The sequence below is a fragment of the Mycoplasma sp. 2575 genome, from assembly GCF_053851635.1.
In genome coordinates this window covers 27,944-46,565 of record NZ_JBSQBB010000003.1, presented here as the reverse complement: position 1 = coordinate 46,565, position 18,622 = coordinate 27,944, and the positions used below count along the sequence as shown (strand labels likewise).

Below are 18,622 nucleotides of genomic sequence, written 5' to 3'. Positions count from 1 at the left end.
CGTAAAAGTGTTTTTATTATACCTAATTTTTACTTCTATTAAGCTAAAAAAGAAATGTATTTTTATACAAAAAAATTTTGAATTATCATAACAAAACGCCTTATTGTTGATCAAATTCAAATTTAAATTTCTATTTTTTTATATTTGTCAATCCTTTTGTATGTACTGAATCATTCATATAATTAATCCACCATATAAATTTCAGTCTTCTAACTTATTATTTTTTTACTAAAATTGTGTTAAAATTTGAAAGTACTTTTTATAAAAGTATCGATAGATTATGAAAAAACAAAATTAATTTATCAAACACTATTGTGAATTCAATCGCATGTGCCTTTTTTGGTGTTGATTGTTAGAAACAATAGGGAGAAAAAAACAAACTTATTTTTATTTATATCTTAAAAAGGAGATTAAAAAAATGACAACAGAACAAAAACAAGTTGAACAAAAGCCAGTTGAACAAAAAACTGCAGTATCTAGCGAACCCGTTATTGTTTCAAGAGAAAAATTATTAGAAGCAGGAACATATTTTGGTCATAGAGTAAGCCGTTGAAATCCAAAGATGAAACAATACATTTATGGAAAAAGATCAGGTATACATATTATCGATATTGCTAAAACTCAAAAAACTTTAGAATATGCATACAAACTATTAAATAAAATGGCTCAAAAACCAATCTCATTTATTTGAGTTGGTACTAAAAAACAAGCTAAATCTGCTATTGAAGCAGCAGCAGCAAGAACTAATTCAGTTTATGTTACTGAACGTTGATTGGGCGGAACTTTAACAAATTCGCAAACAATTTTTAAGAGCGTTAAGGAACTTGATAGATTAGAAGCTTTGCAAAAAAATGGATATCAAGGATATACTAAAAAAGAAGGTCTTCTAAACGATAAGAAGATTGCTAAGTTACAAAAGAACCTTGGTGGTATTAGAAAACTAGCTAACAAGGCGCAGATGCCACAAGTTATGATTGTTGCTTCACCTGTTGAAGATGAAATTGCTATTAGAGAAGCAAAGAGAAAAGGTTTAAAAGTTTTTGCAATTCATGATACAAATTCAAATCCAGATTTAGTAGATTTTGTTATTCCAGCAAACGATGACTCGGCAAAATCATTAACTTTAATTATTACAATTTTAGCTGATGCTATTGCTTCTGCTAGAGGTGGTTCTCAATTATTTGCTTATAAAACTAATGAGGAAATTGTTTTACCAGAAGATCCTAGAACAAGCGAAATGAGAGAAATGAGAGAAAGAAGATTTAATAAACCAGTAGAATCTTCGAAAACACCTGAGGAAAAATAAATTATCTCAAAGTATAAGAAAGGGTATATATGTCAATCGATTTAAATAAAATTAAAGAATTAAGAGAAAGAACGAATTTAGGATTTTTAGATGTTAAAAAAGCGCTTGAGGCTAATGACAATGATGTTGAAAAATCAATCGACTGATTACAAGAAAGAGGAATTTTAAAGGCTGCTAAAAAAGCTGGAAGAATCGCAGCCGAAGGTATCGTTAGAGCTGTTGTTAAAGATAACGTTGCAGTTATATTTGAACTTAATTCTGAAACAGATTTTGTTTCTAAAAATGAATTATTTATTGAATTAGCAAATAAAATCGGTGAATCATTGTTGGTAAATGATTTTACCAGTGATGAAGAATTACAGGCAATTAAAATTGATGGTGTTTCAATCGAGGATCAAACTAGTTTATTAACAGCAAAAATTGGTGAAAAAATAACATTAAGAAGAGCGCTAAAATATGTTGCTAAGGAAGGCGAAATTGTGGCCGGCTATACTCATGCTAATAATAGAGTGGCAACGATTATTATGGGTAAGGGTATGAATGCTGAAGCATTAAGAAATGTATCGATGCATATCGCTGCCCTTAACCCATCTTATTTAACAGAACAATGTTTGTGTCCAGTTGAGTTAAAAGGTATTCATGATATGTTGGATGCATCACCTGCTCTAGCAAATAAGCCTGAAAAGATTCAACAATCTATTAAGGAAGGTTTACTAAGAAAACAATTAAACGAAAAAGGTGTTTTATTATATCAACCCTTCGTAATGGAAGATACTAAAACTGTTGGACAGTATCTAAATGATTCTCACTTGACTTTAGTTAGTGCTAAAAGATATGAGGTTGGGGAAGGAATAGAAAAGAAAACAGTTGACTTTGCCGCAGAAGTTGCCGAACAAATGGCTAAATAATAATTAAGATTAACTACCAAATTATGTGGTAGTTTTTTTATGCTAATTTAAAACTAGAAAGGAAATCTACGATTAATTCTTTGAGTTCTTTTATAAACTTAGGTTTATTATTTTTAGATAAACGCATTTTGGAGAACTTTAACACCTTATTTTTTATCTTTAGCATTACGCTTGAGAACAGGAAAGGTTGGGAGAAATAGCGAAAATTACAAATGGAAAAAGTAATTCTAATGACTCGGTAAAAAATGGGGCATATCCTTTTTATATAAGATCAGAAGAAATACGTAGAAGTAATAAATATTTATATGATGAAGAAGCGATAATAACAATTGGAGAGGGAAATATAGGAAAAGTATTTCATTATGTAAATGGTAAGTTTGATCTACACCAAAGGTGTTATAAGATAAGTAATTTTAATTCAAATATATATGGTAAGTTTTTTTATTATTACTTTTCACAGAATTTTTATAAAAGGGCTATTACGGATAGTTCTAAAGCCACTGTCGATTCTATTAGACTAGAAACAATAACAGGAATGGCGATTAATATTCCTATCTTATTAAAAGAACAAATTAAAATATCAACTATTTTTGATTTTTTTAACACCCTCATCACCCTTCATCAGCGTAAGTTAAATGCCTTAGAAAATATCAAAAAAACCTTATTAGAAAAGATGTTTGCGGATGAAAAATCTGCATTTCCATCAATAAGATTTAAGGAATTTACTAACGCTTGAGAACAGGAAAAAATAGGAAATATATTTACAATAACTAGAGGTTATGTACTTGGAAAAGAAAAATTATCATTAGAAAAAAATGCTTATTTTAAATACCCAGTTTTCTCATCACAAACTGGAAATAATGGTTTAATGGGGTATTATAATTCATATTTATTTGATAAAGCCATAACTTGAACAACAGATGGAATATATGCCGGAGATGTAAAATATAGAGATGAAAAGTTCTATTGTACTAATGTCTGCGGTGTTTTATTAAATGATAACGGTTTTATAAACTTGTGTAATGCATTATCAATAAACAAGGTTTCTAAAAAGCATGTTACGAAGGTGGGAAATCCTAAATTAATGAATAATGTAATGAAAGAAATTTTATTTAAATATAGCAATAATTTAAGAGAGCAAAAAAGAATTTCATCAATTTTTAACAACATAAACACCCTCATCGCCCTTCATCAGCGTGGGCATAATTGGGGGAGAGATGAGAAAAAAATCAGAAATTTTATTTTATAAATATTTTCAAAATTGAATTTTTGTATATAAAAAAGGTTCTATAAGAAACGTTAGTTTTAAAAAATACGAGTTATCATTAGATTGAATAATTAAATTGGTGCCTGAGTTAAGATTGTGCGATATAGATAGAATGGAATACCAAAAAATATTGAATGATTATGCTACTTATCATGAAAAACAAACAACAATGGATTTTCACCACCATTTAAAAAGCGCATTATTAGATGCATTTGATGAAGGTTTAATAGATAATGATCCTACTAGAAAGGTTGTTATAAAGGGTAAACCACCTAAAAAGAAAGCGCAGAAGTTTTTAAGTCAATTTGAGCTTCAATTGCTCCTAAAAACCTTGAAATTAAACGAAAAAATTAATTGTGATTGATTGTTGCTTTTAATAGCGAAAACTGGCTTGCGGTTTTCGGAAGCTATAGCAATCACGCCGGAAGACTTTGATTTTTCAAAACAAACATTGAATATAACTAAGACATGAAATTATAAAGAAAATGGTGGTTTTTTACCTACCAAAAATAAAACTTCGGTTAGAAAAATTCCATTAGATTGAATGACTATTTCACAGTTCTCGAGTCTTGTTAAAGACTTGCCAGGTGATAAACCTATATTTATCCTTAAGAAAAAAATTTATAATTCTACTATTAATGATACACTTAGCAGAAGATGCAAAACAGCAAATGTTCCTATCATAACTATTCACGGTTTAAGACATACTCATGCATCATTATTGTTGTACGCCGGGGTATCGATTGCTTCTGTTGCTAAAAGGCTTGGTCATTCTAGTATGAACACAACTGAGAGAATATATTTGCATATTATTAACGAGTTAGAGAATAAAGATATCGATGTTGTTATGCGTTCAATATCGAGTTTAAACTAAAATATATCAATGCCCACACTAAAAAATAGAACCAAATAGGTTCTATTTTTTTTCCTTGTATTGCTTTATAAGATCAATAATTAGGGGTCTTAGCTTATATTTAGGGCCGTCCGCGGATTTAACAAGCGGTCAAATATAAGCTTCAAAATTATTGTTTTTATTAATGTCTTCTTTAATATCTATATAGCAATTATTTACGAATTCTTCAATTTTTTCTTTTTCGAGTCCATATATCGCTAATTCATCAAGATTTTTTTGTAGTTCTTCTTGTTTTTTTTGTTTTCAAAAGTCATTTAAACTAGGTTTATTATTATCGGGAAGATTACATCATTCCTTAATTCATTCGGGATTTTTAATATAATACTTGCTTAAAACATGAGGTATCGATTTGCAAGTTCTTAATTCTAATTCAAGATTTGTGAAAAAATTTTTATCATAAAGTTCTTGCTTTTTATTGTTTTGAATATCTTTTAGAATTTCAGTATTATAAAATCTAAGCTCATCATCCGAATCATTAAAAGTTGCTAATGAATTAAGATTGGTTAAAATAACATCAATTTCATATATTTTCACATCAATTCTTTCGGATATTTCTTTATCAAAGGACATCAATTTTTCATTTTCTTCTCATTTAAAACTCAATAAGTTTAATGAATTTATTAAGCGTTTAATTTTGCACAAATGATTATAAGCCTTTTTAAGATTTTTAACTTTGTTTATATCATCAGTGTCAAATGATTCAATATTTTCGAATCAGTTAATACCTAATTCTTTGAATAATTTTTCAACTTCTTTATATTCTTCATTTGCATATTTTACTATAGATGATGTATCGGAAACTGTGATTATTGTTAAATCCTCATAAGCATATTTTCTAAATGCATCCTCAACATTTTTCTTCATGTGATATGGAAATTTGTAAAAATGTGCTCTACCAAATTCTTTATGAATATTGTATTTTCTATTAGTTCGCGAAACACTTTGGACTAAATTTTGTGATTCTTGTTGTTTATCAAAATATACTGTTTGAATATATTTTGAATCAAAGCCGGTTAACATCTGATTTACTACAATTAACAAGTTTATAGTTTTTGAATCATCATCTTCATCCATATTGATTCTTTTTAGTCTTTGTGAAATGTCTTTTTTGAATAGTTCGTGTTCATCATTTTGGTTAATAATTTTAAAATCGAAGTCTTGTTCGTATTTTTTATATATTTCTTTAAATGCTTCTTCAAGCTTTTCAAGTTTTTGTGGAGACTCATCACTATCTAATGATCTTGTAAATAAAGCGGTGAATTTAAAATTACGTTTTTCATCTTTTATATCAAGATTATTTATATGTTTATTAAATATATGGAAATATTTTATTGCATCTTCAATACTTGAAGTGGCCAAAATTGAAGAAAAATTATATTTAAAACCATTAGATTTCGCCAAATTATATCAATCGTCTAAAATGCTTTCAACTACAAGATTTTTATATAAATCGCTTTCATAAATATAGTTAATCTCATCTTCTAATTCAATTAGTTTATCCAAATTATCTGATTTTTCATTAAATTCTTCTAATTTTTTAGTAACTTCATATGGAGCATCATTTTTTAAAGAAAGAAGCTCTTGTTTTAATGTTTCATTTTTAATGGAATTTAATTTTTCAGTACAAAATTTTTTATTATGTTCAATATTGCAATTAAATGCTCACTTATATAAATCTTCAAATATATTATATTTACAACTAAATTTTAGAACCTTTTCTTGTACTATAGCATCCCCTAGAGTATAGCTATGTAATTTTTCGCCAAAAATATCATATGTATTAGGTGTTTCATCAAAAATAGGGGTTCCAGTAAAACCGAAAATTATGGTTTTTTTCTTAAAGGTATTTTTAATTTTGCTCATCATTGAGCCAAATGTACTACGGTGGGCTTCATCAAAGATTAAGACAATTCTTTTTTTATCAAGAATATTTTTATGATCTTCATTTATACGATCTAATTTCTGAATTGAAGTTACAATGATTGGTTGATCTTCGTTTTTTCTTGTCTTATTTTGCAAATCTCTTGTACTAGAAACATCAGTAACCTTTTTATCATGTTTTACAAACTCATTATAGGTTTGATCCACTAATTCAATTCTATCAGCTACAAATATTACTAAATCAGCAAGATTATGCTCAATTATTAATGAACTAGTCTTAAAGCTAGTGAAGGTTTTTCCTGAACCTGTAGCATGTCAAATGAATCCCCCTTTAATAGGTTCATCATTTTCTGCTAAAAAAAGATCCGTTTTTCTAATTTTATCAAGAATTTTCTTAACAGCATAGTATTAGTAACTTCTTAAAATTTTTAGCTCATCGCCGTCCGGAATAGTGTAGTCACAAATTAATTCTAATGACATTGGAATAGATAAAAAGTTCTTAACAACATCAACTCAATTATTAATTTCATTTTTATTAGTTTCATCATACCAATTAATAAATTTTAATTCCCTATTTCTTGGTGAATATTCCATTTTTAATGGATTCATTGCAACTACTATATGTATGAATTTAAAGATACCATTATAAATGCTTTTTGTTGCTTCATTATAATTTATTAATTGATTTTTTGCATTAATAATACTTTTATCTTTATTTTTTAATTCAATATGAATAAGTGGTATTCCATTTATTAATAAGAAAATATCGCTTCTTTTTTGGTCGTTATTGCTGTTATTGATTCTAACTTGTCTTGCGATTTGAAAATAATTTTTACCACCATCATTATTTAGTTGTTCCTTATGAATTAAGGTTAAAGGGATTATTTTTTGTTCTCTTTTTAATTGCAATCCTTGATTTGGTTTTATAATGTTTCTATTAACTTGAGCAATATTTTGTTGAGATTGTATTTCATTTATTAATAGATCTAATTCTTTTTCAGTGATTGGTTTACCGTCAAGTTTATCCACATTGTTATGGTTTAAGATACGCAATCAATTTAACTTTAAATCATGTTCGCTAACATTATTTAATTCATTATCAATATTTAATTGACCAAAACCTTGATTTTTTCAACCATTATCTAATAAAAGCTTTACAACATTTTCTTCGAATTCGGCTTCATTTTTGAAATTTTCATTATTAAAATTAAGTTTTGACATATTGCTCCTATACAAACATCTTTTCTAATAAGGTTTTTTTGATATTTTCTAAGGCATTTAACTTACGCTGATGAAGGGTGATGAGGGAGTTTATATTGTCAAAAAGGTGACCTAATTTATTTTCTTCTTTAAAGTTAGGATGAACAATTTTTAAATCACTAAGCATATCATATACGATATATGGAATACTTCCCCTGCGAGCTTCATCATTAATTTTTTTAGGTAATAAAGTAAATAATAAATAATACAAAAATACTCTATTAATTCCTATTTTAGTTAATACATAAGTCCTTTGATATGCGTTAAAAAAATTATCGGCTAAATGTAAATAACCCATAGATGCACCATTACCTGCAACTGTTATTGCGGGTCCTTTAAATGCATATGAATTTATTTTAAATTTCTCAATTCCTGAAGTATAAAAATCATATTTACCGCACTCAACCATAGCATTAGCATTTAACTTTCCTGTACTAATTTCACATAAATTCCCCAACCTTTCCTGTTCTCAAGCGTTAGTGAATTCCTTAAATCTTATTGATGGAAAAGCAGATTTTTCATCCGCAAACATCTTTTCTAATAAGGTTTTTTTGATCTTTTCTAAGGCATTTAACTTACGCTGATGAAGGGTGATGAGGGAGTTTATAGAAACAAATAATATAGCGATTGCTTTTTGTTCATCGTAACTTGTTCGAAAAATATCAACGGCTTTTAAAGATGTTGAAGTAATTGTTGGTATAGACGAATTTGAGCCTAATTCCATAATTCTTTTTTCATTCTTCTTCAACAAATTAAATAGAAAATAAGAGTTAATATTTTCTTTGAGATCTAATGAAAAACACTTATCATTAAGATAAAATTTTTCAGAAATGAAAGATACATATCCACATTTGCCAGCTCTTGCTATTGTAATAGTATTCTCCATTCTATTATATTTAGAATAATAACCCATAACATCGATTCCACCTGAGACAATTGGAAAACCTTTGCTTAGTGATTGAGAAATAGTAATACCTTTACCAGTTGAAAAATTAGAAATTTTCCCCAACCTTTCCTGTTCTCAAGCGTTAGTAAATTCCTTAAATCTTATTGATGGAACCATATTATTTTTGCTCATTTTTATTACCGCCTAGAATTGCGATTAATTCATTAATAGCCTTTTGATCATAATCATCTGCTTTTAAATCTGCAAGGAGTTCGATTAATTCTGATTCTTTTTTACTAATTTCATCGTTTATTTCATTTAATGTGTTTTGGTATTTATTGAATAATATTTCAATTTTATTGATAAATGAGTCAATTATTTTATCAACGAGTTCAACAATATTTTTGCAAATATTATTAGTTCATTTGTAAAACAAGAGATCATAAAATGTATCTTCATCTAATGAATTATATTTTTCAAGAGAATCATGTAATAGTTCGAATTCATTTGATTTTAGCTCGTCTTTTAAATTCTTAAGTTCATTATTTAAATTATGAACATGAAGAAGCTTTTTGGATAATTCGATATTATCTAAGGCATTTTCGTCTTTCTTTAAGATAGCAACTTGTTTTGATAATTCTTTATTATCAAAACCATTTTCTTTAAATACTAATAAATCTTTGTCTTCTTCATCGATTGAATCAAAGGTTTCCTTGATTTCACTTTCTATTAATTCAATGTCATATTTAAGTTTTTCATTTTTATTTAAGCCAGCAGCAAAGAACTTGTTAATGATTGATTCTTTATTTACTAAACGAGCATCCCAATTAACTAAACTACCGTTTTTATTATTTTCGACATTTTTTTCTTGAAAAATAATTTCAGAGATTGGAATATTATCATTTTGATAATTTTGAATTATTTCAATATCCTCCTTAATGATTTCAAATTTTTCTATTGCTATTTGATATATATCGTATTTTTCAATAAAAGCATTATCCTTAATGTTTAATATAAATTTTTCAAAAATGCTTTCAAAGTTATAGACATTAATACCATTGATACTTTGATATGATGGAACATTATTTTTAATAAATTCAATAATTGAAATTGCGATATTCTTATTTTCGTTAATAAATTCTTTTACATAATTATCGTTTTTTATTGTATTTATTAATTCTTCATTTCTTAAATTTAAGAGATTATACCCATCGGATCTTTTTGAAATAAGCTTCTCCTTTAAACCGATAAATTTATTTCAAAACGAATCTAAAGTTGAAATTTCTTGGTCAGATACACCGCCATACATAGTTGAATATAAATCGTGAATTTCTTCCTTATCATAATTATCAATATATCTTGAAATGTTTAAATTATAATCATTATCTTCAATTTCTTTTAGTGAGACAATTCTTGAAAATCCTTCTTTTTCAATTCGGTTATTAACAACATCGGATATTTTAATAATATGTGATCTATCTAGTTTATTTTTATTTCCATCTTTTGAAAAAAGTTTAGATCCGTCAACAAACATAAAATCGTCGGTTGCTTTATTTTCTTTAAGAATCATAATTATGGTTGCAATACCTGTACCCATAAACATGTTATTAGGAAGACCAATAATAGTATCAATTTTTTGTTTCTTGATTAAAGATTTTCTGATTTCATATTCGGACCCCCCTCTAAATAAAACGCCATGAGGTAAAACGATTGCCATTATTCCGTCTTTGTCTAAGTGATATAAACTATGCAATAAGAAAGCATAATCTGCTTTTGATTTTGGCGCTATACCATAAGATTGAAATCTTGGATCATTCACCTTATTTTCGGGTTTTCAAAGGTGTGAATAAGGTGGGTTAGCTACAATAGCTTTGACTTTTTTGTCACCATTACTTTCTGTTGGCCAGTCATCTTCCAACGTGTCAGCTTCTCTAATATTTATTAATTGTGGTGGAATATTATGCATAATTAAGTTCATACTTAATGTTTTGAATGAAGTTGGTAGAATTTCTTGGGCAATATATTTAATTCTAATATCATGATGCAATTCATTCATATGTTTTTGGAATTTTTCAGCAACTCTAATTAATAAGGAACCAGATCCGGCGGTAGGGTCATAAATTCTAATGAGATCATTTTTATTATATGTAAACTTGCTTAGATGAAATGAAATAATATCGGACATTAAAATTCCGGCTTCAAGTGGAGTATAAAACTCACCAGCTTTTTTACCAGCAGTTGATGCAAATTCGCCAATTAAATATTGATAAATAAAACCTAAAACATCGTAGTCTTGTTTTTTGATTGGAATTTCATCAATAATTCTAATTATCTTTTTGATACTATCTTCATTTTTCACCTTTTGAATTGAAAGATAAAACTCATCAAAGATGTTTTTGTATAATGAATTAGGTTCATTAATAACTTCGATTTCACTATTAAAATGATTGATGGACTCAATAATATAGTTTCTATCAAATTTGTTGCGAAATTCCTTTTTATTCCATGAAGAAAATAAGTATTCATATGGTATATAGTATCCTAAATTGTTTTTTAAACTGGCAACTATTTCGTCAGGATTATTGCCTTTGGTAAGGTCCTCAATATATAAACATGATTCATTATCGTTGTCTTTCTCTTCGCTTTTTTGAGCTAGTTGATAATCACCGTTTTTATCTATTAGTGTTTCAGTTTGTTTTGAAGATAGGAATTTATAAAATATTAGACCTAAAATAATTTTGTCATATTCTGTTACATCTAATTGAGATCTTAGTTCATTAGCAGCAGACCAAATTTTATTAGCAAGCTTTTGCTTGCTCATTTTAATAAAGTCTTGATTATTTTCAATATTTTTTGACATATACAGCCCCTTAAAAAATAAGAATAAAATTTATACATTAAATTATAGCCTTATTTGTTAATTTGCCTTCCTCTAAGGTTGAAAAAAGATTAATACTAATTAACTAATTAATTAAATACAGAAGTTAAAGAACTTTTTTGTTGCATGTCTAAGTTAGCTTAATATAATTTAGCCTAAATTTTAGGAATATTTAAATATTGTTTTTGTGATTCAAAAATAAATGAATTAATTAAGTTAGAATCATTTTATAAATTTATATTTAGGTTAACAATGTGATGTAATTTGAGTATTTTTTGTAAAAAAATATGGCTAGTTATGTAAAACTAACTATATTTTTTAATTGTCACTTTCCCTTATTAATATCTATTTTTGATTCTTTGATAATTCTTTTTATTTTTAGCAAGATATGAATTAACAATATCCTCTTCTTGAATATCAACCAATAAGCCTAAACCTAAATAAGCCTCATATGCCTTTAAGACCTTATTTTTGTCTTTGGTATTTAAAAGTTCGGTAAAAAGTTTGTATGTATATGCCAATTGAAGTGTAAAATTTTTGTGCTTAATGTAGGGGTTGATAATTGGACTTATACCTTTTGGATATGCAATACTAGTTATAAAATGAATTCCATCAGCAAACTCCTCTAGCATCTTTTCGCGATCTATAACTTTATTTTTTTTTCAATATTTGAAGGCCTTAACTTCGTTGGCAAATTCTCCCAATTCAACTAATAGAGCAATAACAATTTTTGTATCAAAAAAACGAAAATCCTTTTTTGAAATGGTTTCAGAAAAAGCCTTATCCAGGTCAATTTGCAACATAAAAATTTCTTTTAAATCCATAGTAATAATTATTATATTACCAATCATAAAAATAAAAACTTTTTATTTGTCAATTAGTTAATTTTACATTTTAAAATTAAAAAGAAATAATTATGATTTTTTATTTTTAACATTATTTTAAAAATATAATTTATAATTATTAATGCTTTTATGCTCCAGTGGCGGAATGGCAGACGCAGTTGACTCAAAATCAACCGGTTAAGAGCCGTGCTGGTTCAAGTCCAGTCTGGAGCACCATATAAATAATTTACCTTTCACAAATGTAGATACAGAATACTTATAATACAAATATAAGTATTTTTTTATTATAATTTATCTTAATAAATAATAAAATACCAAAGGTGGTTTAATGAATAACAGAAAACAAGAATTAAGAAAGTTAAAACGGCTTGATTTACATTCAAGTTGATATTCGATATTAACCATTGCTGTCATTATCATTGTATGAGCCTTAATTATTTATATGGTTACCATATTTGAAAATAAATATTCAAGTGATAGCACTTTTAAAATATTTAACGATATTACTGTTAGTATTATTGCTGGTTTAATTTCGGGAATATTATCAATATTGCTAGCTTTTATTTTTCTTGATTTAATTAAAAGAGCTAAGATAAAGGATTATTATTCATATTACTGTTATCTAAAGTCAATGGCTAATAAATCAAAATTTGTTTTTTTAAAGGACCCTAGAATTCCCTTTGCCTTGTATTCCAAGAAAGAACAAGAATTGACTAAAAATGATATTATTTTGATTACCGCTGAAATATTGGGATATTCACATGAATCGCCTCATTTTAAGAACTTGGAAAAAGAAATAGAAACAGACTTTGCTATGCATTCATTTATGACTCCTGACTTTATAAAGCAAAAAAAGATTGCAATTTTGAGAATACTTATGTTTGATATTTTGATTCCATTGGCTATAATGAGTATTTTGATTGCTTCTGTTATTATCTTTTATAATAGACATCATGAAGAAAAAAACATCCCATTATCAGCAATATCAAGAATGTTAATTATAATTATTTCTAATGTTTTTTCGCTAGCTATTTCGACAACTATATATGAATTTTATATTTTAAAACAAGTCAAAAATTATCAAACCTTTAATGATTTTTATCTGCTATCGTTTAATAATTTTGGGTATAAATTCTTAAATTCATCGATTGTTAGAAATTATTAAATAATCATATATTTTACAAATTGTTATTAAAAAAAGTTTAACTAGCTTTTCAGTTAGTTAAACTTTTTTAAGCTTCTGAAATCTATACTTAAAATCTTTAAAAAAATAATTAGAGCTAAATAATTATAAATAATATAGTTTTATATCTAGTCTTTATAATATAATTTAAAAAACATATTTAGGAGTATATTTTATGAAAAAAATATTAGTTATAAATGCAGGATCTAGTTCTATTAAATGAACATTGTTTAATGAGAAATTGGTTGTTGAGGCTAAGGGAATTGCTCAACGCATTAAGTTGAAACAAGGTATTCTTACATTGAAATATAAGGAAATTAATAAAGATTTTGAAATACCTCTTCCTACGTTTTTAGAGGCTGTCAAACAATTGGTAAAACAGTGAAAAGAATTCAATATCATAAAGGATTTTAATGATATTGAAAAAGTTGCATTTCGTATTGTGAATGGTGGTCCAAAATTGCAAAAAACAACCCTTATCGATGAAGAGAAAATCGAAATTTTAAAGCAATCAATAGATTTGGCACCAGTTCACAACCCTGGCGCAATTGAAGCAATTGAAGCATTCAAAGCTTTATTACCTTCTGCAAAAATGTCAATGCATTTTGATACTACATTTCATCAAACCATGCCTAGGATCTCGTATTCATATCCTATAAATAAGGATTTAGCAGAGGAATTAAATATTAGAAAGTATGGGTTTCATGGATTAAATCATAATTATATTACTTTAAAGTGCCAAGAAATTTTAAATAAAAAAGACGTTAACATAGTTAGTTTACATATCGGAAATGGTGCAAGTTTATGCGCTGTGCAAAATAGTCAGTCAATTGATACGAGTATGGGTTTTACACCACTTGCTGGTATTATGATGGGTACTAGATCGGGAGATTTTGATCCATCGATTATTCCATTCATTCTAAAGCACAAGGATATTAGTGTTGAAGAACTATTTAAATTATTCAATGAGCAGTCTGGTATGTTGGGCGTTTCTGGTATTTCATCTGATCTAAGAGATATTCAAAAGGCCAAGGTAACTAATTCAGATGCGCAATTTGCTCTTGATTTATATACTCAAAGAATTGCCGATTATTTAATTACCTATTTAAATAGAATTACAGAAAAAGTTGATGCTATAGTATTTACTGCAGGCGTTGGTGAAAATGACGACTATATAAGAAGTGAAGTTATAAATAAAATAAATATTGTTAATCTTTCACTAGATAATAAGAAGAATCAATGCCGAGAATTTAGTGATTATAAGATTATTTCTGATGCATCAAGCGCTATTCCTATTTATGTAATTCGTGCCGAGGAAGAACAATTCATTGCAAATGAAGCGATAAATTTATAGTTTGATTTAAAGTAGCCTTATAAAGCTACTTTTTTTCTAGGTATTGCAATGATTTTGAAACAATAAGCAATCATGATTAATTAATATATAATTAATAAAGATATTAAATTTTAATTAAAGGAGTTAATGTTGCTTCGATTATTTAGATACATGGATCATAAGTATAAAATTTTATCAATTATAACCATTTTGCTAACATTACTTCAAGTTATCTGTTTTTTATTTGTGCCGATTTTCATTGGAAATTTATCTAATTTAATCGCACAAAATTCATTTTTACAATTGCATAAAGATCAAACAAGTATATTAGATTATTCTAAAATCAATATTCTTAGGTTGTTTACAATTGAAGGAACACTCTCTTATTCTATAAAGTGGTTTACCTCATATTTTGCTCTTGTGTTATTAATTGGAACAATAGTAACCTTATTAGGGTCTATGCTTGCTTCATATATTTCGACAGGTGCTGCAAAACATATTCGAAAGTCATTATGACAGCATTTAACAATTCTTTCGGAAAAAGATATTGAGTTTTTTAGTCATTCAAAAATTTTAACAAGGTTTACTATCGATATATCTAGGATACAAATTGGAATTTCCTCTGGTTTAAGATTAAGCATTATCGGCCCTTGCAATTTAATTTTTGGGTTAGTTTTTGCTTTGCTAACTGATCTGAATCTTTCAATTACATTAGGAGCTTTTGTTCCTGCATTATTTGTTATTATGGCAATAGCAGGAATGTCTTCTATGAGATTATTTCCAAAGGAACAAAAAGCATATGATGAAATTAATAATGAAGCAAGAGAAAGTATTTTAGGTGTAAGAGTTATTAAATCATATAATCTTGAAAATGTTCAATTAGATAAGTTTCAAAATAGTAATAAAAACTGGTCGAACGTAGCTAAAAAATCTTGAATTATTTATCATATTACTTTTTCATTTATTAATTTGTTTGCAAATATTGTGACTTCATGTATATTATTAGCCACTGGCTTTATTATTAGATCAAGAATTAACCAAGGTTCTTATGGTGTGATAACTGATCTGAAAGTTTTTAAGGATTTTAGCGATGTATTATCCTTATATAAAACAAAGATATCTAATGCTACAACATTTATAAATTATGTAATGTTTATTACTATTGGGGTAGTTATGTCTTCATTTGCAGTCTTTTTAATTTCTCGTGGAAATGTTTCATCAAAAAGAGTTATTGAAATCTTAAAAAAAGAAGCAGATATAGATTTTATAAAATCTAATAAAGTTATTACTAAAGGTGAAATTGAATTAAAAAATGTTTCATTTAAGTATCATGAAGAATCCGAAAATTTTGTTATAAAAGATATTAATTTAAAAATAAATCCAGGTGAAAAAATCGGAATAATAGGGCCGACCGGATCAGGCAAGACAACGCTCGCTAGATTGCTTAGCCATGAATTTAAAACTATCCACGGAAGCATTAGCATTGATGGCAATGATATTAATGAAATTGATACAACTTCTTTGCGAAAAAATATTTCATTTGTTTATCAAAAACCAATTTTGCTTTCTGGAACTATTAAGTCTAATTTATTAATGGCAAATAACAAAGCTACACAAGAAGATTTAGAATATTTTGCAAAATTAGCATTTGCTTATGATTTTATAAATGCATACAATGATGGATTTGAGCATGAGGTTCTTAAAAATGGATCAAATTTGTCAGGAGGACAAAAACAGAGAATTTCAATAGCTCAAGGCCTTTTAAAGCAACCAAAGATTTTGATATTAGATGATGCAACATCTGCTCTTGATACTAAAACTGAGAAAATGGTTAAGGATAATATTGATATGCATTTTTCTTCAAGAAAAATTGTAACTATTATTATTACACAAAAAATATCATCAATTATTGATGCTGACCGAATACTGGTAATGGAAAATGGTTTGATAAGCGATATCGGGACGCATAAAGAGTTATTAAAAACTTCGAAGCTATACCTAGAAATAGCAAAAACGCAGTTAGGAGGTTTAGATGTATAATTTGGATCCTCTTAAGGTGGATGATAAGCAACAAAGTTTAACAAAAACCCAAAAAAAGAATATTCAAAAGCAAAGAAGAAAAATAAAAAGAGACGCTTTCAAAAGATTAATTTGGTATTTGAATTATAGAAAAGGGAATCTTTTTTGGATAATTATCTTTTCAGTTTTTTCGGCCTTATGTTTAACTACCGGTACTTTCTTTTTAGGATATTTTATTGATAATTTTTTATCTGCTTCATTTCTTGTTGGCGAAATAAAATCTTTAGTACCAGAATATGTTGATAATTTTAATATTTCAAGCTTTGTGTGACATTTTGTTTTACTTATATTAATATTTGTTTTTCAGCAAATTTTTTCGTTAATTTCAAATGTTTTATCAGTTAGAGCCTCAATTTTGTCATGTTTAATTATGCGAGAAGATGCTTATAAGGCAATTATGAAAATGCCTGTTTCATTTTTTGACTCAGTTAAGACTGGCGAATTAATGTCTATACTAACTAGTGATATTGATAATATAAATAATGGTATGACTGGAAGCCTTAATACTATTATTATAACTTTTACAACAATCATTTCATCCTTTGGATTTATGTTTTACTATTCTGCTTATTTAACTCTAATTACTCTATTTTTAATGCCTATAATGCTTTGCTTTGTTTTTGTTGTTTTAAAGAAGGCTAATCCACAATTTAGAAAGCAACAATCACGTGTTGCTTCATTAAATGGGTTCATTGAAGAAAACCTTGCTGCACATCATTTAATTAGATCACTTGATTTTACTAAACAAATTGAAGACGAGTTTATTATTAGAAATAATAAATTATATAGTTCATCTCTTAAGGCTAATCTGTATATTGGTTTAATGTGACCTCTTGGCAATGCCGTTATTAATATATTGCAATTAATTATCGTTGTAATCGCTTCTGCATTTACGGTTGCAAATATTGGTACAGGCTCTAATTCTAATTTTACGCCCGGGGTTATTATTACATTTGTTTTATACATAAGAGTTATGGCTAATAGTATTGTTCGTGTTTTTGAAAATCTTTCGTCTATTCAAATGGCGCTAGTTTCAGCAGTTAGAGTAATGAATTTGGCTACATTCAAACCACTTGTTGATGAAACCAAATTAAGGTCAATTAATTATACAAAGGGAAATGTTTCATTTATGAATGTTGATTTTTCCTATACAAATGATGTTAATAATCTTCAATTAAAAAATGCTTCATTTATGGCAAAAAAAGGCCAAGTATTTGCTATTGTTGGCCCTACTGGTGCTGGTAAAACTACGATTATAAATCTTTTAAGTAAGTTTTATTTACCGCTATCTGGTAACATTGAAATTGATGGAAATAATTCGCGCGATATTAACGAACAAAGTTGAAGACAACAAATATCGATTGTTTTGCAAGATACATTTTTATTTAAAACCACAATTATGCAAAATCTTCGTTATGCTAATCCAAATGCTACTGATGATGAAATAAAGGAAGCTGCAAAAATTTCGCACGCAGATGAGTTTATAATGCGATTAGGAAATGGATATGAAGAAATTATTGAAGAAGGTGGCGCCAATTTATCGCAAGGTGAAAGACAATTAATTGCTATAACACGAGCAATCATTGCTAATCGAAATATTTTAATTCTTGATGAGGCGACTTCTAATATTGATACGAGAACTGAAAAAATAATTCAAAAAGCAATGATGAAATTAATGAAGGGTAAAACTTCGTTTATTATTGCTCATAGACTTTCGACTATTTTGAGCGCAGATAAAATTTTGGTTGTTAATAATGGCAAAATTGTTGAATCTGGTACCCATAAGGAATTATTAGCTAAAAAAGGTTTATATGAAAAAATGTATAATTCATCATTTAGGGAAGACTAGCACCTATTTGTTTGCTAACTAATAAAGCCATTTT

13 protein-coding genes, 1 tRNA gene and 1 pseudogene are annotated in these 18,622 nt (G+C 27.3%); 9 read left to right on the top strand and 6 right to left on the bottom strand.

Annotation, left to right across the window (positions count from 1 at the left end):
• Window positions 1–418 precede the first annotated feature (418 nt).
• The 4 genes from rpsB (at window position 419) to ACWXVU_RS00855 (ending at window position 4,355) form a co-directional block, all read left to right on the top strand.
• Window positions 419–1,306: a 30S ribosomal protein S2 gene (gene rpsB / locus ACWXVU_RS00870; RefSeq protein WP_438340630.1), complete on the top strand. Its 888-nt coding sequence runs from the start codon at window positions 419–421 to the stop codon at window positions 1,304–1,306.
• A 29-nt stretch (window positions 1,307–1,335) separates the two neighbouring features.
• Window positions 1,336–2,214: a translation elongation factor Ts gene (gene tsf, locus ACWXVU_RS00865; protein ID WP_444705000.1), complete on the top strand. Its 879-nt coding sequence runs from the start codon at window positions 1,336–1,338 to the stop codon at window positions 2,212–2,214.
• A gap of 187 nt (window positions 2,215–2,401) precedes the next feature.
• Window positions 2,402–3,463 (top strand): restriction endonuclease subunit S, encoded by a 1,062-nt coding sequence (locus ACWXVU_RS00860; protein ID WP_456011961.1) that lies wholly within the window; start codon window positions 2,402–2,404, stop codon window positions 3,461–3,463.
• Window positions 3,432–4,355 (top strand): site-specific integrase, encoded by a 924-nt coding sequence (locus ACWXVU_RS00855; protein WP_456011960.1) that lies wholly within the window; start codon window positions 3,432–3,434, stop codon window positions 4,353–4,355. The genes ACWXVU_RS00860 and ACWXVU_RS00855 overlap by 32 nt, the downstream gene beginning before the upstream one ends.
• Before the next feature lie 42 nt (window positions 4,356–4,397).
• Here the strand turns inward: ACWXVU_RS00855 and ACWXVU_RS00850 are convergent, their stop codons facing one another.
• The 6 genes and pseudogenes from ACWXVU_RS00850 to ACWXVU_RS00825 form a co-directional block, all read right to left on the bottom strand.
• Window positions 4,398–5,795: a type I restriction enzyme subunit R domain-containing protein gene (locus tag ACWXVU_RS00850; RefSeq protein WP_456011974.1), complete on the bottom strand. Its 1,398-nt coding sequence runs from the start codon at window positions 5,793–5,795 to the stop codon at window positions 4,398–4,400.
• A gap of 312 nt (window positions 5,796–6,107) precedes the next feature.
• Window positions 6,108–6,671, bottom strand: a pseudogene (locus tag ACWXVU_RS00845) (DEAD/DEAH box helicase family protein); the annotation flags it as partial.
• Window positions 6,672–6,683: 12 nt separating this feature from the next.
• Entirely contained in the window at window positions 6,684–7,496 is an 813-nt protein-coding gene (locus tag ACWXVU_RS00840; RefSeq protein ID WP_456011959.1) for a type I restriction endonuclease, read from the bottom strand.
• 7 nt (window positions 7,497–7,503) lie between these two features.
• Window positions 7,504–8,613: a restriction endonuclease subunit S gene (locus ACWXVU_RS00835; protein WP_456011958.1), complete on the bottom strand. Its 1,110-nt coding sequence runs from the start codon at window positions 8,611–8,613 to the stop codon at window positions 7,504–7,506.
• Window positions 8,600–11,281: a type I restriction-modification system subunit M gene (locus ACWXVU_RS00830; RefSeq protein ID WP_456011957.1), complete on the bottom strand. Its 2,682-nt coding sequence runs from the start codon at window positions 11,279–11,281 to the stop codon at window positions 8,600–8,602. Before ACWXVU_RS00830 ends, ACWXVU_RS00835 begins: the two co-directional genes overlap by 14 nt.
• A gap of 356 nt (window positions 11,282–11,637) precedes the next feature.
• Window positions 11,638–12,123 carry a dUTP diphosphatase gene (locus ACWXVU_RS00825; RefSeq protein WP_456011956.1) on the bottom strand — a complete coding sequence of 162 codons (486 nt, stop codon included), beginning with the start codon at window positions 12,121–12,123 and terminating at the stop codon, window positions 11,638–11,640.
• Window positions 12,124–12,275: 152 nt separating this feature from the next.
• Here ACWXVU_RS00825 and ACWXVU_RS00820 point away from each other — a divergent pair.
• The 5 genes from ACWXVU_RS00820 (at window position 12,276) to ACWXVU_RS00800 (ending at window position 18,588) form a co-directional block, all read left to right on the top strand.
• A tRNA-Leu gene (locus ACWXVU_RS00820) sits at window positions 12,276–12,360 on the top strand.
• Between the two features lie 112 nt (window positions 12,361–12,472).
• On the top strand, window positions 12,473–13,309 hold the full coding sequence (locus ACWXVU_RS00815) for a hypothetical protein (protein WP_438340638.1): 837 nt from the start codon (window positions 12,473–12,475) through the stop codon (window positions 13,307–13,309).
• Between the two features lie 193 nt (window positions 13,310–13,502).
• Window positions 13,503–14,681 carry an acetate/propionate family kinase gene (locus ACWXVU_RS00810; RefSeq protein ID WP_456011954.1) on the top strand — a complete coding sequence of 393 codons (1,179 nt, stop codon included), beginning with the start codon at window positions 13,503–13,505 and terminating at the stop codon, window positions 14,679–14,681.
• A 150-nt stretch (window positions 14,682–14,831) separates the two neighbouring features.
• Window positions 14,832–16,700, top strand: a complete 1,869-nt coding sequence (locus ACWXVU_RS00805; protein ID WP_455993917.1) for an ABC transporter ATP-binding protein — start codon at window positions 14,832–14,834, stop codon at window positions 16,698–16,700.
• On the top strand, window positions 16,693–18,588 hold the full coding sequence (locus ACWXVU_RS00800) for an ABC transporter ATP-binding protein (protein WP_456011952.1): 1,896 nt from the start codon (window positions 16,693–16,695) through the stop codon (window positions 18,586–18,588). The genes ACWXVU_RS00805 and ACWXVU_RS00800 overlap by 8 nt, the downstream gene beginning before the upstream one ends.
• Window positions 18,589–18,622: the final 34 nt, after the last annotated feature.